We start from the raw sequence: 18,424 nt of genomic DNA, 5'->3' as shown, positions 1-18,424 counted from the left end.
AGTTTGCATCACTCGTTGTCGAATAGCAAACCGGTTCCCACGGCCTTCCGGCCGCCTCATAAGAACTGACGGCACGCCCGTCGTATTCCCGCGAGAAGGGGCCCCGACGTGCGACTCTTGGCACCGGATCACGACGGTGAAAGGCGTGGAAAATGCAGGATCTCAGGGTCATCGGCGTCCAGAGCGGAGCTCTGCTCGTCTCCACCGACGCCGGTGGCGAGTACCGCCTTCCCGTCACGCACACCCTGCACTCGCAACTCCGGGCGGCCAGCCCGGCCGACGCCCCGGTCGAGCGCAAGGCGCCGCCCCGTGAGATCCAGGCCCTGGTCCGTGCCGGCAGGACGGCGGCGCAGATCGCCGAGCTGACCGGTGCCGACGTCGACTACGTGCACCGCTTCGAGGGTCCCGTCCTCGCCGAGCGCGCCTTCGTCCTCGAGAGCGCCCGCGCCGTGCCCGTCTCCGTGGCCGACGACGCACCCGTCGAGCTGCAGGCGACGACGTTCGGCGCCGTCATCGACGAGCGACTCGACGGGGCCGACACCACGCAGCGCGAGTGGACCGCCTACAAGGACGCAGAACACGGGTGGGTGGTCCAGGTCGCCTTCGTCACGCACGAGGTCGAGCGTGACGCGACCTGGCGGTTCGACCCCAAGAAGACGGTCCTCGCGCCGCTCGGCGGCGACGCCCATCGTCTCTCCCGGCACGACGAGGACGCGGGCCCGCTCGTCCCCCGCCTCCGGGCCGTGGGCCGCGACTCCCGTCCGGACGACACGTCCGGTCGTTTCGACAGCGGGGCGTTCCTCGTCGAGCAGGACGTCGAGGTCGAGGCACCGGCCGAGCCCGCGACCGACCGGCTGCGTCCCGGGGGCAGGAGCACCGCCTCCTTCGTGGCCGCCAACCGGACGCCCGACGACCCGAGCGGTCACGACCAGACCGCCGACCTGCTCGAGGCGTTGCGTCGCCGCCGCGGCGAACGCGAGGCGGCCCGCTTCTCGGACGACGACGGACGGCTCGACCACCCGGCGACCGGTTCGATCCGCGTGATCGACGTCCCCCTCGACGACTTCGACCTGCCCGAGGGTGCCACCGCACCCGCGCCGGTCGTGCCCGACCGGTCGGGTCGGGACGAGATCACCGTCGAGAGCGTGCCCGTGCAGCCCTCGGGCATCCGCGGCAGTCGTGGTCGTTCGACCCGCCGGGAGATGCCGAGCGCGGCCCAGCCGACCAAGAAGGCCCGTGGCCGGACGTCCATGCCGAGCTGGGACGAGATCGTCTTCGGCGCTCGGTCCGACGACGATCCCGCCTGACCCGACCGTCTCGTGGCCGCGGTGACCCGCGGCGTGGACCGGCAGCGTCGACCAGCGGCCTCGGCCGGCGCCCTCGACTAGCGGCGGTAGGCGCCGAACGCCCTCAGGGGCACGATCGTCTCGTCGTCGGACCACGAGCCGTGTTGTCCGATCATCGTGCCGGGTTCGCCACCCCGGTCACGACCGTCGTAGTAGGCGACGCCGCGACGGGCCGCGACGACGACGTCGCCGATGCGGGGCAGGACCACGGGGTCGACAGGGCCGAACCAGCCGGCCTCGACCACCTCGTCGCGGGTCAGGACCCACGCGCGGTCGGCCTCGGCCGATCGCCAGGCGTCGAGGACCGCCCGCCGCCGGCCGTCGTCCGCGTCGGGTTCGAGGTGCAGCTGGAGGCACCGGGGTTCGCCGGCGACGTGTCGGACCCCGTCCACGAGGGCGGGCGTCCCGCCGAACACGATGCGCCGGTGCTCCGCCACGTCGACCATGCCGTGGTCGGCCGTGACGATCACGCCCACGTCCGGCGCCAGCGCCGCCTCGAGGGACCGCACCTCCGCGTCGACGCCCTCGAGCGCGTCGGCCCATTCGTCGGACTCCCACCCGGCCCGGTGCGCGATCATGTCGAGCTCGGGGACGTACAGGTACACCAGGGAGGCGCGGCTCGACTCCACCAGTCGCGCCGCGGCTGCGAAGCGGTCGCCCACGCTCTCGGCGACGTCGTACGTCGCGCCGCGGAGGATCGCCTCCGTGAGACCCGAGGAGCGGTAGCGCTTCGGGCCCACCGCGTGGGACTCGACGTCGGTCGCCGTCTCGAAGAGGGTCGGTCGACGCTGCCAGTCGTCCGGGCGCATGCGGTCGTCCCAGCCGGAGAGCTGCTTGACCACGCGGTCGTTCTCGGCGTCGAGGACCGAGTAGCCGACGAGTCCGTGCTGCCCCGGCAGCGCGCCCGTCGTCAGCGTCGTGAGGGCGGCGGCGGTGGTGGTCGGCCAGCCGGACCACAAGCTGCCCTTCACCCCCGAGAGGGTGCGAGCGTGGCCGCGGCGGGCACCGAGCGCCGCCTGGCCGAGGCCGTCGACCACGACGACGACGGCGGCCCTGACCGGTGGCAGGCCGAGGGCGTTGACCTCGCCCCGCAGGGAGGCGAGGCACGAGGGCACCACGTCGGCCAGGCTCGCGGCCCCTCGGGGGCGCGCCGGTACGATGGAGGACACCGGCCCCAGTCTGGCACAGCGACGACCGGGGGCCTCGTCCACCCCGATCCGTGAGAAGTGCATGACCACCACCGAGAACACGAACGAGCCCGACCACGGCGAACGCATCGAGGACATCGACGTCTCGCTCGAGATGCAGGGGTCGTTCCTCGAGTACGCGTACTCGGTCATCTACTCACGGGCGCTGCCGGACGCCCGTGACGGCCTCAAGCCCGTCCAACGACGCATCCTGTACCAGATGTCCGAGATGGGCCTCCGTCCCGACCGTGGACACGTCAAGAGCGCCCGGGTCGTCGGTGAGGTCATGGGCAAGCTGCACCCCCACGGCGACACCGCCATCTACGACGCCATGGTGCGTCAGGCGCAGCCGTTCACGATGAGGGTCCCGTTGATCGACGGCCACGGCAACTTCGGCTCCCTCGACGACGGGCCCGCGGCACCGAGGTACACCGAGGCGCGGCTCGCCGAGGCGTCGCTGGCCATGACGCAGGGGCTCGGCGAGGACGTCGTCGACTTCGTGCCGAACTACGACAACCAGCTGATGCAACCCGAGGTGCTGCCCGCCGCGTTCCCCAACCTGCTCGTGAACGGTGCCAGCGGCATCGCCGTCGGCATGGCCACGAACATGGCCCCGCACAACCTCGTCGAGGTCGTCGGCGCCGCCCGTCACCTGATCGACCACCCCGACGCGAGCCTCGACGACCTGATGGCCTTCGTGCCCGGCCCCGATCTGCCGACCGGAGGCACGATCGCCGGTCTGGCCGGCGTCCGCGACGCCTACGCCACCGGTCGTGGCAGCTTCAAGACCCGGGCGCGCGTCGCCGTCGAGAGCATCACGGCGCGCAAGAACGGTCTCGTCGTGACCGAGCTGCCCTACCTCGTGGGCCCCGAGAAGGTCATCGAGAAGATCAAGGACGGGGTGCAGGCGAAGAAGCTCACCGGCATCACGGACGTCACCGACCTGACCGACCACAAGCACGGCCTGCGTCTCGTCATCGGCATCAAGACGGGCTTCAGCCCCGAGGCCGTGCTCGAGCAGCTCTACCGCTACACGCCCCTCGAGGACGGCTTCAGCATCAACGCCGTCGCCCTCGTCGAGGGTCAACCGCGCACGCTCGGGCTGAAGGAGATGCTCGAGGTCTACGTCGCGCACCGGCTCGCGGTGGTGACCCGTCGCAGCCGCTACCGGCTCGCGAAGAAGGAGGACCGCCTCCACCTCGTCGAGGGGTTGCTCGTCGCGATCGTCGACATCGACGAGGTCATCCAGGTCATCCGGACGAGCGACGACACGGCCGCCGCCCGGGCCCGCCTGCGGGAGGTCTTCGACCTCAGCGAGATCCAGGCCGAGTACATCCTCGACCTGCAGCTGCGGCGGCTCACCAAGTTCAGCCGCATCGAGCTCGAGGCCGAGCGGGACGAGCTGCTCGCGGCGATCGCCGACCTCCAGGCGTTGCTGGCCGATCCTGCCCGCCTTCGTGCCCTCGTCTCGAGCGAGCTCGGCGAGATCGCCGAGCAGTTCGGCACCCCGCGGCGCACGCTGTTGACCGAGGCCAGGCCGAGCGTGGCCACGTCCGGCCGCGGCAGCAAGGCGGCACCCGTGCTCGAGATCGCCGACACCCCGACCCGGGTGTTCCTCTCGACCACGGGCCGCATCCTGCGCGTGGACCACCTCGACCCCGACTCGGCGGCGCCCACTCCCCCGGCGCGGCGCACCAAGCACGACGCGGTCCTGTCGTCGATCGACACGACGGCCCGCACCGAGATCGGTGCGGTGACCACCTTCGGTCGCCTCATCCGGCTCACCCCCGTCGACCTGCCCTCCGTGCCCCCGACCTCGGTCCAGCTCGGTGCGGGGGTCCCCGTCCGCGACTACGTCGGCCTCGTCGACAAGAGGGAGCGCGTCCTCGGACTCGTCTCGCTCACCTCGGAGCGGACCATCGCCCTCGGGACGGCCCGGGGCGTCGTCAAGCGCGTCGCGACCGGCCAGTACCCGGCCCGACCCGACTTCCCCGTGATCTCGCTGAAGAAGGGGGACGAGGTCGTCGGAGTCGCCCAGGGCGTCGACGACGACGACCTCGTCTTCGTCTCGTCGGCCACGCAGCTCTTGCGGTTCAGCGCGTCGTCGGTGCGTCCCCAGGGGCCGGCCGGAGGGGGCGTCGCCGGCATCAACCTGCCGGACGACGCCACGGTGATCTTCTTCGGAGCCGTGTCCGCTGGCCGCGAGGCCGTCGTGGCGACCGTCTCGGGCAGCAGCTCGACGATCGCCGGCACCGACCCCGGGCGGGCCAAGCTGAGTGCGTTCGACGAGTACCCGGGCAAGGGGCGGGCGACCGGCGGCGTCCGATCCCACTCGTTGCTGAAGGGAGAAGACGCCCTCACCCTTGCCTGGGTCGGCCCTCGCCCCGTGCAGGCGGTGGGGCCGGACGGTGCCGTGCGCACCCTGCCGTCCGAGCTCTCCCGTCGCGACGGGTCGGGCACGCCGCTCGAAGCCGTCATCGGGTCGATCGGGGCGTCCGTGGCCCACATCACGGACTCCGCGACGGGGCTGGACGCCGGGGCCGAACCCGGCGAATGACCCGACCCGGGCCGGGGCCCGACACCGTCGACCTCGGGACCGAGGGGCGTCGTCGTGCTCGACGTCACGCGGCCTCGGGCGGCGGGACGCTCACACGTCGATGCGGTCGCGGCTGAGGCCTGCTCCGTCGATGATGAACTCCTTCCGCGGAGCGACGTCGTTGCCCATCAGCAGCTCGAAGACCCGGGCCGCGTTCTCGGCGTCGTCGACCTTCACGCGACGCAGCATGCGGTTCTGGCGTTCCATCGTCGTCGTGCGGAGCTGCTCGGCATCCATCTCGCCGAGACCCTTGTACCGCTGGATGGGGTCCTGGAACTTCTTGTTGGTGCGCTTGAGTCCGGCGAGGACCCCGTGCAGCTCTTTCTCGGAGTACGTGTAGAGCGTCTGGTTCGGCTTGCTGCCGGGGTGCACGACGACGACGCGGTGCAGCGGAGGGACGGCGGCGAACACCCGCCCGGCCTCGATCATCGGACGCATGTACCGGAAGAACAGCGTGAGCAACAGCGTCCGGATGTGGGCGCCGTCCACGTCGGCGTCGCTCATGATGATGACCTTGCCGTAGCGGGCCGCCTCGAGGTCGAAGGACCGCCCCGAGCCGGCGCCCAGCACCTGGATGATGGAGGCGCATTCGAGGTTCGAGAGCATGTCGCTGACCGAGGCCTTCTGCACGTTCAAGATCTTGCCGCGGATGGGCAGGAGTGCCTGGAACTCGCTGTTGCGGGCGACCTTGGCCGTCCCGAGCGCCGAATCGCCCTCGACGATGAAGAGCTCGCTGTTCGCGACGTCGTTGGATCGGCAGTCGACGAGCTTGGCCGGCAGGGTCGAGTTCTCGAGGGCGTTCTTGCGACGCTGGGTCTCCTTGTGCGCACGGGCGGCGATGCGGGACTTCATCTCGGCCACGACCTTGTCGAGGACGAGCCCGGTCTGCGCCTTGTCCTCACGCCGGCCGGACGCGAAGAGCGTGCCGAACTCGTCGGCCACCACGTTCGCCACGATCGCCCGGACGGCCGGCGTGCCCAGGATCTCCTTGGTCTGACCCTCGAACTGCGGCTCGGGCAGACGGACCGTCAGCACGGCGGTCAGGCCGGCGAGGACGTCGTCCTTCTCGATCTTGTCGTTGCCGACCTTGAGCCGACGGGCGTTCGCCTCGACCTGCTGTCGGACGAACTTGAGCAGGCCGGTCTCGAACCCCGCCTGGTGGGACCCGCCCTTCGGCGTGGCGATGATGTTGACGTAGCTGCGGAAGACCGTCTCGTAGCCGCTGCCCCAGCGCAGCGCGATGTCGACGTCGCACTGCCGTTCGAGTTCGGTGGCGACCATGGCGCCGCCTTCGGTCAGGACGGGCACCGTCTCGGTGTAGGTGCCGGACCCCGTCATGCGCCACGTGTCGGTCACGGCGGTGTCGGGCGCGAGGAACTCGACGTACTCGCTGATGCCCCCGTCGAAACGGAACCTGCTCTCGAGGGGAAAGCCGCCGTCGGTGAGGGACCCTGCCCGCTCGTCGCGGAGGGTCAGCGTGAGACCGGGGATGAGGAACGCCGTCTGTCGGGCCCGGCCCGAGAGCTCGTCGGTCTGGAACGACGCACCCCGGGTGAAGATCTGCCGGTCGGCCCAGTAACGGACCCGTGTGCCCGTGACGCCGCGCTTGGTCTTGCCCACCTCGCGCAGCACGCTGCCCGACACGAAGGGGGTGAACGGAGAATCGGGCGTGGGTTCGCCCGCGTCGTCGAACGTGCCGGGTTCACCCCGGCGGAACGACATGGCGTAGGTCTTGCCGCCCCGGTCGACCTCGACGTCGAGCCTCTCGGACAACGCGTTGACGACGGACGCCCCGACCCCGTGGAGGCCCCCGGAGGACGTGTACGAGCCGCCGCCGAACTTGCCGCCGGCGTGCAGCTTGGTGAAGACGACCTCGACCCCGCTCAGACCCGTCTTGGGTTCGATGTCGACGGGCACGCCCCGACCGCTGTCTCTCACCTCGACGCTGTCGTCGTCGTGCAGGACGACGTCGATGGTGTCGCCGTGGCCGCCCAGGGCCTCGTCGACGGAGTTGTCGATGATCTCCCACAGGCAGTGCATGAGACCCCGCGAGTCGGTCGACCCGATGTACATGCCGGGCCGCTTGCGGACGGCCTCGAGGCCCTCGAGCACCGAGAGGTGACGAGCCGAGTAGTCGGAGGCGGGTGCGGACGAGGTGGGGGGCATGGTTCTCCAGGAGCCTCGTGGCTCGACGGCGGGAATGCGAGGAGGCGGTGGCCGCGTTACAGACTACCGAGGGCCGCCGACAGGGCGGCTCCGACACTCGATCGGCTCGTCGGCACTACGCGATGAGCGAAATCGGGCCCGATGTCACGCGATCGCGACCTCGGCGTGTTTTGATGAGTGTCACCACCCACCGCACCACCGTCAGGAGGAGCATCACATGACTCAGATGGCCACCGACCAGACCGCCGTCGACGAGCTCGGCTCCCGTTACCAGTTGAGCGCCGCAGACCGCTGCGACAGCTGCGGGGCCCAGGCCTACATCCGCGCCACCATGGCCACCGGCGAACTGCTCTTCTGCGCCCACCACGGCGCCAAGTTCAAGGAGAAGCTGCAGCCCACCGCCATCGAGTGGCTCGACGAGAGCTCCAAGCTCCTCGCCCACTGAGACGCCACGTCGACCCGGACCACAGCCCGGGTCGCACGCACGACGAAGGCCCCGCACCGGATCGGTGCGGGGCCTTCGTCGTGTCGTCGACCGACGACGAGGTCACATGGCCTTGAAGGACCGTTCGAGGTTGTCGGCGATGACCCGCTGCGACGCGGCGGCGTACTCGTCGAGCTTGGCGTGGGGTGCACCCGCCGCGTACGAGATCATGCGGCGGCTCAGGGCGACGCGCAGCACGCGGTCCGTCAGGGCCGGGTTGAGCGGCAGCACGGGACCCTTGAGTTGCGTGCCGAACGAGACACCCCGTCGGACGCCCTCTCGACCGTCTCCGTTGCCTCCGCCGTGGACGACCGAGCCGAACGCCTCGGCGTCGGGACCCAGTTCGAGGTGGGCGGCGTGGTCCTCGAAGCCGAAGAGCGTGAGCTCGTCGCCCTGGTAGTCCGTCGTCACCGTCAGGTAGTTCGTCCGTCGGGGCGCACCACGGCGGACGAGGGCGTCGAAGAAGCCGACGCCCTCGACGGTCTCGCCCTCGACGGTCTCGACGCCACGGCTCATCAGCTCGAGGCCTCCGCCGACCGCGACGACCGGGACGCCCGAGGCAGCGAACGACTCGAGGGCCGGCCGGAGGCGGCGTGCGTCCTCGGCGACCGAGCGGACCCCGGACAACGGCCCGTGACCCACGACGACGACGTCGGCCACGGTGGGGACGTCGTCGCCGACGCGGTACTCGAGGACGGAACCGTCGATGCCGGCGCGACGTGCCCGGACGGCGAGGGTGGTCACGTTGCCTCGGTCACCACTGACGCCGAGCTCTTCGGGGTAGAGGTGCACGATTCGGAGGACGTCGTCGCTCACGCGGTCTTCTCCAGGTCGGGGTGGCCGAGGATGCGGCGCGCCAACATCATCTGCTCGTAGTTCGTCACGAAGTGCTTGGTGTGGTCACCCGAGGACGGGAGGGCACGCATGAGCCGGATGGCCTTCGCGATGTCCTCCTCGATCACGTGCACGGGGATGCCCTCGTGTTCGAGCCTCAGGGCGAGCTGCCAGGCCTTGGCCCCGGCCAGGACGTCGACGTGGTCGAGGTGGGAGAAGTCGATGTCGTAGATCCACGAGATGTCGGGCGTGCCCTCGTCGATCGCGAGCATCACCTGTTCGACGTCCTGGGGAAGGGCGTCGAGGTTGAGCTGGAGGCTCGCCGCGTTCTTGAACATGATGAACTCGGCCTCGTCGTCACCGAGGGACATCCGTTCACCACGCCCGTAGGCGGGCTTCATCTCGTCGAACGCCCGCCGGACCGCGGCCGGGTCGACGGGGTGGCCCAGGACCACCGAGGCGGTCTGCAACGCCGCGGCGGCGTCGACGGCGTAGTGCAGTCCCCGCGCCGGCAGGCGGAGGTCGATCGGGGTGCCCGAGACGGTGATGGTCGCTCCGTCACCCGTGAGGGCCGTGACCTCGGTCTCGGCCACGAGGGAGTCGTCCGCCCGGCGGCTGAAGTCGTGGGCGTTCTGGAGGCCGTTGGGCGATGCCGAGACGACCTCCGGCGAAGCACCGAAACGGGTGACGGCCTGCCGACCGACGCCCTGGTAGGGGCCCAGGTGCTGGTCGTCGCGGTTCGTGACGACCGCGGTCGTGGCCGCGGCCGCGGTGTCGGTCATCATCGTGCCGACGCGCTCGGTCTCGAAGAACCGGTAGAGCTGGTCGACCTGGACGTTCAGCATGAGGACGGTGGACGGGTGCAACGACTTCGTCAGCTCGACGGCGAACGCCTCGTCGACCTCGATGACGCCGATGTCGTCGCGGACGCGTCCGAACGGCGTGACCTCGCGCAAGAACGCGGACGCGATGCCCTGGGGCAGGTTGGCGCCCGTCGGGTTCGTGAACACCTTAAGGCCGTGGGCCCGCAGGGTCTCGGTCAGCATCATGGTCGTGGTCGACTTGCCGTTCGACCCGAGCACGAAGACGACGCCGCGCTCGAACTGCGAGGAGACGTGCGTCAGGAAGTCGGGGGCGAGCGTGAGGACGGTCCGCCCCGGGTACGCCGAGCCGCCGCCACGGAGCCGGGCGACGGCCCGGACGAGACGGCCGGCCAGGACGGGGACCAGGTAACGCACGGGCCTACTCGAGGTAGTCGCGGAGCGACTGCGATCGCGACGGGTGGCGGAGCTTCGCCATCGTCTTGGACTCGATCTGGCGGATGCGCTCGCGCGTCACGCCGAAGGTGTCACCGATCTGGTCGAGGGTCTTGGGCATGCCGTCGCCCAGCCCGAAGCGCATGCGGATCACGCCCGCCTCGCGTTCGGACAGGCTGTCGAGCAACGACTCCAGCTGCTTCTGCAGCATGGTGAAGCCGACGGCGTCGGCGGGGACGACGGCCTCGGTGTCTTCGATGAGGTCGCCGAACTCGCTGTCGCCGTCCTCACCGAGGGGCGTGTGCAGCGAGATGGGCTCGCGGCCGTACTTCTGGACCTCGACGACCTTCTCGGGCGTCATGTCGAGCTCACGGGACAGCTCTTCGGGAGTGGGCTCGCGACCGAGGTCTTGCAGCATCTGACGCTGGACGCGGGCGAGCTTGTTGATGACCTCGACCATGTGGACCGGGATGCGGATGGTGCGCGCCTGGTCGGCCATGGCCCGCGTGATCGCCTGGCGGATCCACCAGGTGGCGTAGGTCGAGAACTTGAAGCCCTTGGTGTAGTCGAACTTCTCGACCGCGCGGATGAGACCGAGGTTGCCCTCTTGGATCAGGTCGAGGAACTGCATGCCACGGCCGGTGTAGCGCTTGGCGAGGCTGACCACGAGTCGGAGGTTGGCGCCGAGCAGGTGGCTCTTGGCCCGCTGGCCGTCACGGGACACCCACCGCAGCTCGCGTTCGAGCTCGCGGCTCAGACCGGTGCTGTTCGCGAGCTTGTCGTCGGCGAAGAGACCCGCCTCGATGCGCATGGCGAGTTCGACCTCTTCGGCCGCGTTCAACAGGGCGACCTTGCCGATCTGCTTCAGGTAGTCCTTGACCGGGTCGGCCGTCGCGCCGGTGATGGTCGTCGAGTAGACGGGCATCTCGTCGTCGTCGTCCTGCGAGATGACGAGGGCGCCGGTCGGGAGGATCTCGGGTGCCGGGGTCGGGCTGTCGGAGTCGGCCTCGTCGCTCGCCGCCGGATCGACGACGGCGTCGGCGTCGACCTCGTCGTCGGTCGCCTCGGCCGCGGCGGCCTTCTTGGCGGCGGCGGTCTTCGCCGGAGCCTTCGCTGCCGCCTTCTTGACCGGGGCCTTCTTGGCGGGAGCCTTCTTGGCCGCGGGGGCCGTGGTCTCGGCCTCGACGGCCGTGTCGTCGCTCGCGGCCTCGTCGGGGGCCGTGGTCGCCTTGCTGCGTGTAGCCATGCGAACACCTTTCAGTTCTCGGTACGTCCGGACCGGACGCGGTCGTCGCCTTCTCGCGCGCCGGTGGGGACGTCGACCGGCACTGGGCGTCGGCCGAATTCGGGCAGTACGAGGACCCATGTCAAGTCCTCGGGCGAGTGCCCGTCGGCTGTGCCGACGCGTGTCTCGATCGATGGACATGAACGGGTCCGTGTCTCATTATTGCACGTCCGGCGTGGGCCGGACGACACGGGGTCAGGCGGTGGACCCGCCCCGGCCACGCCGGCGCGCGGCCTGCCACCGCCTGTTGAGGGCAACCCAGAGGGGGGCGACCTCTATTCCTTCCTCGAGGCGGAGACCGCGCCGCGTCCGCCGCCGTTCGACCAGGAGCGCCACGACTCCTCCGCCGACCACGACGTACTGGACCAGCAGCGCCACGCGGAACGAGTCGAACGAGAACAGGTCGCTCGGGAGGCCGGAGGCGATGCGCGCCGAGTCGAGACGGTCGAGCACGACCCCGATGAGGAACATCATGACGAAGCTGGCCAGGAAACCGCCGACGTTCACGACCCCGTTGGCGACGCCGAGGCTGCGGAGCGGGTTGAAGGTCCGGGCGAAGTCGAAGCCGATGAGCGACCCCGGGCCCCCCACCCCCAGGGCGACGACGAGCACGTACGCGAGCCAGTGCGGCGGCGTGCCGGGCCAGGCCAGCAGGGTCGTCCACACCACGCCGAGCATCGTGACGATGCCCAGGACGAGGTTGGAGCGCCGCATGGGATACCTCGCGACGAGGACGCCGAGCACGGGCCCCGCCAGGACGCCCGACAGCACGAGCAGGGAGAGCATCCCCGACGCCTCGCCGGTCGAGAACCCGAGCCCGCCCACGAGCAGCGGCACGCCCCACAACAGGCTGAAGACGGTGCCGGACGACTGCGTCACGAAGTGCGACCAGAACCCCAGTCGGGTGCCCGGTCGCCGCACGCTCTGACCGAGCTGTCGTCCCGCGTCGGCCCACGTGACGACCGCCTCGGACCGGAGGCGGCCGGCAGGGGACTCCTTGACGACCAGCAGCACGACCACGGCGGCCACGACCGAGAGCGACGCGGCGCTCAGGAAGGCCGGCGTCCAGCCCGCCCCGTGCAGCACGACGGACAGGGGCACCGCCGACAGCACCTGTCCGAGCTGGCCGACGTTGCCGGTCCACTGCGACACCTGAGGCAGGATCGGCCCGCGGAACCACGCGGGCAGGAGCCGGATGACCGAGATGAAGGTCATGGCGTCACCGGCCCCGACGAGCACGCGGCCCGCGACGGCCACGCCGATCGCGGGCGGTGAGAGCGACACGACGAGCTGACCCGCGGCGAGCAGCACCGCCCCGGCGACGATGAGCCTCTTGGGCCCCACACGGTCGAGCAGGACGCCGACGGGGATCTGCAGTCCGGCGTAGACGACGAGCTGCACCACCGCGAGAGTCGACAGGGTCGAGGCCGAGACGCCGAAGAGCTGTTGCGCCTCGACGCCCGAGACGCCGAGCGACGAACGCTGCAGGACGGCGACGACGTAGGCGAAGACGGCGGCGCCCCAGACGAGCCAGGCGCGGGCGGAGTTCACCCCGTGACCCTAGCCGACCGGGGGCTGGGCGCCGGCCCGCGCCTCCTGCGCTCGGACGACGGCCCGGACCCGGGAGGCGCGGCGCGCGTCAGCCGCGGTCGTCGCCGTCGCCGTCCACCCGACGGGTGGCCAGGAACTTCTCGAGCTCGGCCGCCAGCGCGTCGGCCGTGGGCACCTGGCCGTCCTGGTCGGTCAGCGGAGACGGCAACGGGTTGCCCTGCATGTAGGTGTCGTGGCGTTCCTCGAGCGTGGCGACCAGGCGCGAGAGCTCGTGGTTGCCCGCGACCTGTTCGTCGACCTTGACCATGAAGTCGCGGCCTTCTTCGCGCAGGCGGTCGGTGGGGAAGATGAGACCCGTGGCCGCACTGATGCTCGAGAGGGCCGCCACCGCCGCGTCGGGGAACTCGGTGTCGGCCAGGTAGTGCGGCACGAGCAGGACGAAGCCGGCCGTCGGGTGGCCGGTCTCACCGAGCCGGTGCTCGACGAGGTGGAGCGCGTTGGCGGGAGCCTGGGTCACGGGCTTCCAGACGGACATGGCCTCGACCAGGTCGGGGCGGTTGCCGCTGACCGTCACCCCGATGGGCCGGGTGTGAGGCACCGGCATGGGGATCGAGTGCACCCAGGTGGTCGTCGACACACGGTAGCGCTCGACGAGTTGGACGACGGCCGCGGTGAACCGTTGCCACTGGAAGTCGGGTTCGAAGCCCGCCAGGAGCAGGAACTGCTGACCCAGGTCGTCACGGACGAGGTGGAGCGACAGGCTCGAGGGCTCGATCTCGGAGATGTGGTCCTGGTCGAACGTGAAGGTCGGACGGCGGGCCCGGTAGTCGAGCAGCTCGTCCGCGTCGAACGTGGCGACGAGCGTGTGGTCGAGCGTGTCGAGGACGTACTCCGCGAGCTGGCTCACCGCCGAGCCCGCGTCGGCGAACCCGGTGAGGCCCGCGACCAGCGGGAGACCTTCGGGCACGCCGTCGGCGTCGGGGGTGAAGTCGTAGAGGGCTGCGGGGTCGTGCATGGTCTCCATGCTAGGCATCGGGCGTCGCCGACCGGGGACGACGACCACGTGCCCAGAGCGAACAGCACGATCGATACGATGGCCCGATGACCGTCGCCACGCTCTCCGTCCTCTCGTCCGATCCGACCACCGCCGAGGCCGACGTCCTCGTCGTCGGGGTCGTCAAGGGGGCCGACGGCCCCGAGGCCACCCTCGAGGTCGCCGGGCTGTCCGACTCGTTCGCCGCACTCGGCGTGACCGGTGCCCGCGACGAGCTCGTCAAGGTCCCCGGCGACGGCGTGACCGCCTCGATCGTCGCGCTCGTCGGTCTCGGCGACTCCGTCACGGCCGAGGGCCTCCGGTACGCCGCGGGGGCCGCGGTCCGTCAGCTCACCGCCGTCGACCGGGTCGTGCTCGCCCTCCCGGTCGCCGACGACCGGGAAGCCCTCGCCACCCTCGAGGGTGCGGCCATCGCGTCGTACGAGTTCGACGCCTTCCGTCACGCGACGGCGTCCGACAGCCGTCGGCACGCGCGGGACGTCGTCCTCGCGACGTCGGTCGAGGTGCCGGCGGCCGCCGTCGAGCGCGCCGCCGTGGTGGCCGAGGCCGTCCACACGGTGCGCGACCTGGCGACGACTCCCCCGCAGCACATGTACCCGCAGGCACTCGCCGACTTCGCGGTCGAGCACGCCTCGGACGACTCCCTCTCGGTGACCGTCCTCGACGAGGAGGCCCTCCGCGAGGGCGGCTACGGCGGCATCCTCGGCGTCGGTCAGGGCTCGAGCCGGGGCCCCCGGCTCGTCAAGGTCGAGTACTCCCCCGCCGGGGCGGGCAAGCACCTCGCCCTCGTGGGCAAGGGCATCACCTACGACACGGGCGGCCTGTCGCTCAAGCCCGCCGCGAGCATGCTCGGCATGAAGGACGACATGACCGGCGCGGCCACGGTGCTCGCCGTGACCGTGGCCGTCGCCAAGCTGCGGCTGCCCGTCCGGCTGACGGCGTGGCTGTGCATCGCGGAGAACATGCCGAGCGGCACGGCGATCCGCCCCGACGACGTCCTCACGATCAAGGGCGGCACGACCGTCGAGGTCACCAACACCGACGCCGAGGGTCGCCTGGTGATGGCCGACGGGCTGGTGGCGGCCAGCGACGAGCAGCCCGACGCCATCGTCGACGTCGCCACGCTGACGGGCGCGCAGGTCGTGGCGCTCGGCACGAGGTACGTGGGCGTCATGGGCAACGACGACCTCGCCGACGAGATCGTCACGGTGGCCGACGCGGCCGGCGAGACCTTCTGGCGCATGCCGCTGGCCGCCGAGTTGCGGGCGCGCCTCAACTCGGACGTGGCCGACCTGGTCAACGCGACGCCGGGCAACACCGCGGCGGGCATGTTGCTGGCCGGGGTCTTCCTGAACGAGTTCGTCGGCACGCGCGAGGGATCCACGACCCCGATCCCGTGGGCCCACCTCGACATCGCGGGGCCGTCGAACAACAAGGGCGGCGGCTACGGCTACACGGCCAAGGGCTCGACGGGCGTGTCCGTCCGCACCCTGATCGAGCTGGCCGACAAGTTTTCCGCTGCGTAGTAGGGTCGTGGGGGCGGGAGAAACCCGCTGAGATCGGTCCCCCGAGAGCATCTGCCGACGTGCGTCACGACGACGCCGCCGAACGGTGCGGTCGGTTCGGGGTCGGGCGCCGTCGCCACCGCGACGGCCCCGCCTCGGCGTCGGGGCACCGCCGAACGCACGAGGGAGTTGCTGGGTGTCGGAACAGAATTTTGACCTGGTGGTGCTCGGCGGCGGGAGCGGCGGATACGCCGCGGCGCTGCGAGCGAGCGAGTTGGGCCTGAGCGTCGCACTCGTCGAGAAGGACAAGGTCGGGGGCACCTGCCTGCACCGCGGCTGCATCCCCACCAAGGCGCTGCTGCACTCGGCCGAGGTGGCCGACGTGTCGCGCGAATCCGCCAAGTACGGCGTGAACACCGACTTCCACGGCATCGACATCGCGGCCGTGACCTCGTACCGCGAGGGCATCGTCGCCAGCAAGTACAAGGGCCTGCAGGGCCTCGTCAAGGCCCGCGGCATCACCACGGTCGAGGGCGAGGGCAAGCTCACGTCGCCGTCGACCGTGCAGGTCGGCGAGACCACGCTCAAGGCCAAGAACGTCGTGCTCGCCACGGGTTCGTACTCCCGCAGCCTGCTCGGACTCGAGATCGGCGGCAAGGTCATCACCAGCGAGCACGCGCTCGCCCTCGACCACGTCCCGAACAAGGTCGTCATCCTCGGTGGCGGCGTGATCGGCGTCGAGTTCGCCAGCGTCTGGAAGAGCTTCGGGGTCGACGTCACGATCGTCGAAGCCCTGCCCCACCTCGTCCCGAACGAGGAGGAGTCGATCTCGAAGCAGTTCGAGCGCGCCTTCCGCAAGCGCGGCATCGCCTTCTCGCTCGGCGTGCGCTTCCAGGGCGTCGAGCAGAACGACGACGGGGTCGTCGTGACCCTCGAGGACGGCAAGACCTTCGACGCCGACCTCATGCTGGTCGCCGTCGGTCGCGGCCCCTCGACGGCCGGTCTCGGCTACGAAGAGGTCGGCGTGGCGATGGACCGCGGATTCGTCCTGACCAACGAGCGCCTGGCCACGAACGTGCCCGGCGTCTACGCCCTGGGCGACATCGTCCCCGGTCTGCAGCTCGCCCACCGCAGCTTCCAGCACGGCATCTTCGTGGCCGAGGAGATCGCCGGCCTCAAGCCGCAGGTGATCTCGGACGTCAACATCCCCAAGGTCACCTACTCCGACCCCGAGGTCGCGTCGGTCGGCCTCACCGAGGTCAAGGCGGCCGACCAGTACGGGGCCGACAAGGTCACGAGCTACGACTACAACCTCGCCGGCAACGGCAAGAGCCACATCATCGGCACGAGCGGTTCGGTCAAGGTCGTCCGCGTCGTCGACGGTCCGGTCGTCGGGGTGCACATGATCGGAGCCCGCGTCGGCGAGCTGATCGGCGAGGCACAGCTCGCCGTCAACTGGGAGGCCTACCCCGAGGACGTCGCTCCCCTGATCCACGCGCACCCGACCCAGAACGAAGCGCTCGGAGAAGCCATGCTGGCCCTGGCCGGCAAGCCCCTCCACGCGATGTGACCCACCCGCACCACCCGCTCCTGCCCGGCAGGGGCCCGCACCACCACCACAGCAACCACAGACACACAATGTCGTCAAAGGAGCCCCACAGATGAGCGAATCCGTCAACCTCCCGGCACTCGGTGAGAGTGTCACCGAGGGTACGGTCACCCGCTGGTTGAAGAACGTCGGTGACCGCGTCGAGGTCGACGAGCCGCTGCTCGAGGTCTCGACCGACAAGGTCGACACCGAGATCCCTTCCCCCGTCGCGGGCGTGATCGAGGAGATCCTCGTCGCCGAGGACGAGACCGTCGAGGTCGGCACGGCGCTCGTCCGCATCGGAGACGGCAGCGCAGCCGAGGCGCCCGCCGACGAGCCCGAAGCCGCGTCCGAGCCCGAGCAGGCCCCCGAGGCGCCGGCCGAGGCGGAGGCCGAGGAGCCCGAGGTCCCCTCGTCCGCGGCTCCCGCCCCCGGAGAGGACTCCGCCGCGAGTGCTCCCGAGCCCGCCCCTGCGGTCGACCCGGCTCCGGCCGCGAAGCAGGACGACGCCGGACAGCAGCCCGCCGCCGCCCAGCCCGAGGCGTCGCAGCCGAGCAGCGAGCAGCCCGCCCCGTCGGCTCCGACCCCGTCGCCCGCCACCGGTTCGTCGGAGTCGGCGACCCCGGCACCGGCCGCCCCGGCGCCGAGCAGTGGTGCGCCGGTCGGCTACGTGACCCCCCTCGTCCGCAAGCTCGCGAACGAGAAGGGCGTCGACATCTCCACCCTCACGGGAAGCGGGGTGGGTGGCCGCATCCGCAAGGAGGACGTCCTCGCCGCTGCCGAGGCCGCCTCGTCGGCGGCCACGTCGGAGTCCGGGTCGACCGGCCCGGCACCCGTCGAGGTCTCGCCGCTCCGTGGCACGACCGTCCCGATGTCGCGGCTGCGCAAGGTCGTCGCCGAGCGCGCCGTCCAGTCGATGCAGGCCATGGCCCAGCTCACCAGCGTGGTCGAGGTCGACGTCACCAAGGTCGCGGCCTTCCGCGACGCGCACAAGGGTGCGTTCCTCGAGAAGACCGGCAACAAGCTGTCGTTCCTGCCGTTCTTCACCCTGGCCGCCGCCGAGGCCCTCAAGGCCCACCCGAAGCTGAACGCCACGGTCGACGGTGACTCGATCGTCTACCCCGACCACGAGCACGTGGCCATGGCGGTCGACACCGAGCGGGGCCTCCTGACGCCGGTCCTGAAGAACGCCTCCGACCTCGACCTGGCGGGCATCGCCGGACAGATCGCCGACCTGGCCCAGCGCACGCGCGACAACAAGCTCAAGCCCGACGAGTTGGCCGGTGGCACCTTCACCGTCACGAACACGGGCTCGCGTGGGGCCCTGTTCGACACCCCGGTGGTCTTCCTGCCGCAGGTGGCGATCCTCGGCACCGGCATCGTCGTGAAGCGTCCCGTCGTGATCAAGGCGGACGGGTCCGAGTCCATCGCCATCCGCTCCATGGTCTACCTGGCCCTGTCGTACGACCACCGCATCGTCGACGGAGCCGACGCCGCGCGCTTCCTGGTCGCGGTCAAGGACCGCCTCGAAGGCGGGGACTTCGCCTCGAAGCTCGGCATCTGACGATCGAC

At 70.7% G+C, this 18,424-nt stretch carries 13 protein-coding genes; 6 read left to right on the top strand and 7 right to left on the bottom strand.

What is annotated here, in order from left to right; translation table 11 throughout:
- The first annotated feature begins 152 nt into the window (after nucleotides 1-152).
- Nucleotides 153-1,307, top strand: a complete 1,155-nt coding sequence (gene sepH, locus AC3CCI_RS14690; RefSeq protein WP_488627630.1) for a septation protein SepH — start codon at nucleotides 153-155, stop codon at nucleotides 1,305-1,307.
- A gap of 77 nt (nucleotides 1,308-1,384) precedes the next feature.
- Here the strand turns inward: sepH and AC3CCI_RS14685 are convergent, their stop codons facing one another.
- Nucleotides 1,385-2,515, bottom strand: a complete 1,131-nt coding sequence (locus AC3CCI_RS14685; RefSeq protein ID WP_488627629.1) for an alkaline phosphatase family protein — start codon at nucleotides 2,513-2,515, stop codon at nucleotides 1,385-1,387.
- A gap of 61 nt (nucleotides 2,516-2,576) precedes the next feature.
- Between AC3CCI_RS14685 and AC3CCI_RS14680 the strand changes: the two genes are divergently transcribed.
- Entirely contained in the window at nucleotides 2,577-5,090 is a 2,514-nt protein-coding gene (locus AC3CCI_RS14680; RefSeq protein ID WP_354594293.1) for a DNA gyrase/topoisomerase IV subunit A, read from the top strand.
- Between the two features lie 90 nt (nucleotides 5,091-5,180).
- Here the strand turns inward: AC3CCI_RS14680 and AC3CCI_RS14675 are convergent, their stop codons facing one another.
- Complete coding sequence (locus AC3CCI_RS14675) at nucleotides 5,181-7,295, bottom strand: DNA gyrase/topoisomerase IV subunit B (RefSeq protein WP_354594294.1); 2,115 nt, start codon at nucleotides 7,293-7,295, stop codon at nucleotides 5,181-5,183.
- Nucleotides 7,296-7,512: 217 nt separating this feature from the next.
- Here AC3CCI_RS14675 and AC3CCI_RS14670 point away from each other — a divergent pair, with 217 nt between their 5' ends.
- Nucleotides 7,513-7,740 (top strand): DUF7455 domain-containing protein, encoded by a 228-nt coding sequence (locus AC3CCI_RS14670; protein ID WP_043592677.1) that lies wholly within the window; start codon nucleotides 7,513-7,515, stop codon nucleotides 7,738-7,740.
- A gap of 102 nt (nucleotides 7,741-7,842) precedes the next feature.
- Here AC3CCI_RS14670 and AC3CCI_RS14665 read toward each other — a convergent pair whose 3' ends face one another.
- From AC3CCI_RS14665 to AC3CCI_RS14645, 5 genes are all read right to left on the bottom strand, one after another.
- The gene (locus AC3CCI_RS14665) at nucleotides 7,843-8,595 is read right to left on the bottom strand and encodes a type 1 glutamine amidotransferase (protein WP_488627628.1); all 753 of its coding nucleotides are present in this window, start codon (nucleotides 8,593-8,595) and stop codon (nucleotides 7,843-7,845) included.
- On the bottom strand, nucleotides 8,592-9,851 hold the full coding sequence (locus AC3CCI_RS14660; protein WP_488627627.1) for a MurT ligase domain-containing protein: 1,260 nt from the start codon (nucleotides 9,849-9,851) through the stop codon (nucleotides 8,592-8,594). Before AC3CCI_RS14660 ends, AC3CCI_RS14665 begins: the two co-directional genes overlap by 4 nt.
- 4 nt (nucleotides 9,852-9,855) lie before the next feature.
- The gene (locus tag AC3CCI_RS14655; protein WP_488627626.1) at nucleotides 9,856-11,115 is read right to left on the bottom strand and encodes an RNA polymerase sigma factor; all 1,260 of its coding nucleotides are present in this window, start codon (nucleotides 11,113-11,115) and stop codon (nucleotides 9,856-9,858) included.
- Between the two features lie 234 nt (nucleotides 11,116-11,349).
- Entirely contained in the window at nucleotides 11,350-12,705 is a 1,356-nt protein-coding gene (locus tag AC3CCI_RS14650; protein ID WP_354594298.1) for an MFS transporter, read from the bottom strand.
- An 88-nt stretch (nucleotides 12,706-12,793) separates the two neighbouring features.
- Nucleotides 12,794-13,720, bottom strand: coding sequence for a proteasome assembly chaperone family protein (locus AC3CCI_RS14645; protein WP_488627625.1), 927 nt, complete (start codon nucleotides 13,718-13,720; stop codon nucleotides 12,794-12,796).
- Between the two features lie 86 nt (nucleotides 13,721-13,806).
- Between AC3CCI_RS14645 and AC3CCI_RS14640 the strand changes: the two genes are divergently transcribed.
- The 3 genes from AC3CCI_RS14640 (at nucleotide 13,807) to sucB (ending at nucleotide 18,416) form a co-directional block, all read left to right on the top strand.
- Nucleotides 13,807-15,285: a leucyl aminopeptidase gene (locus tag AC3CCI_RS14640; protein ID WP_488627624.1), complete on the top strand. Its 1,479-nt coding sequence runs from the start codon at nucleotides 13,807-13,809 to the stop codon at nucleotides 15,283-15,285.
- 175 nt (nucleotides 15,286-15,460) lie between these two features.
- On the top strand, nucleotides 15,461-16,834 hold the full coding sequence (lpdA, locus tag AC3CCI_RS14635) for a dihydrolipoyl dehydrogenase (RefSeq protein WP_488627623.1): 1,374 nt from the start codon (nucleotides 15,461-15,463) through the stop codon (nucleotides 16,832-16,834).
- A gap of 91 nt (nucleotides 16,835-16,925) precedes the next feature.
- Nucleotides 16,926-18,416 (top strand): 2-oxoglutarate dehydrogenase, E2 component, dihydrolipoamide succinyltransferase, encoded by a 1,491-nt coding sequence (gene sucB, locus AC3CCI_RS14630; RefSeq protein WP_488627622.1) that lies wholly within the window; start codon nucleotides 16,926-16,928, stop codon nucleotides 18,414-18,416.
- Nucleotides 18,417-18,424: the final 8 nt, after the last annotated feature.

The sequence above is a fragment of the Frigoribacterium sp. CF331 genome (assembly GCF_057787905.1).
Note: the sequence above shows the minus strand (reverse complement) of the source record. Positions and strands in the feature narration are given on the sequence as shown.

Excerpts from the sequence above, each read along its gene's own strand:
- sepH (WP_488627630.1), top strand. The coding sequence starts at position 153 with ATGCAGGATCTCAGGGTCATCGGCGTCCAGAGCGGAGCTCTGCTCGTC.
- AC3CCI_RS14680 (WP_354594293.1), top strand. The coding sequence starts at position 2,577 with ATGACCACCACCGAGAACACGAACGAGCCCGACCACGGCGAACGCATC.
- AC3CCI_RS14675 (WP_354594294.1), bottom strand. The coding sequence starts at position 7,295 with ATGCCCCCCACCTCGTCCGCACCCGCCTCCGACTACTCGGCTCGTCAC.
- AC3CCI_RS14670 (WP_043592677.1), top strand. The coding sequence starts at position 7,513 with ATGACTCAGATGGCCACCGACCAGACCGCCGTCGACGAGCTCGGCTCC.
- AC3CCI_RS14655 (WP_488627626.1), bottom strand. The coding sequence starts at position 11,115 with ATGGCTACACGCAGCAAGGCGACCACGGCCCCCGACGAGGCCGCGAGC.
- AC3CCI_RS14645 (WP_488627625.1), bottom strand. The coding sequence starts at position 13,720 with ATGCACGACCCCGCAGCCCTCTACGACTTCACCCCCGACGCCGACGGC.
- AC3CCI_RS14640 (WP_488627624.1), top strand. The coding sequence starts at position 13,807 with ATGACCGTCGCCACGCTCTCCGTCCTCTCGTCCGATCCGACCACCGCC.
- sucB (WP_488627622.1), top strand. The coding sequence starts at position 16,926 with ATGAGCGAATCCGTCAACCTCCCGGCACTCGGTGAGAGTGTCACCGAG.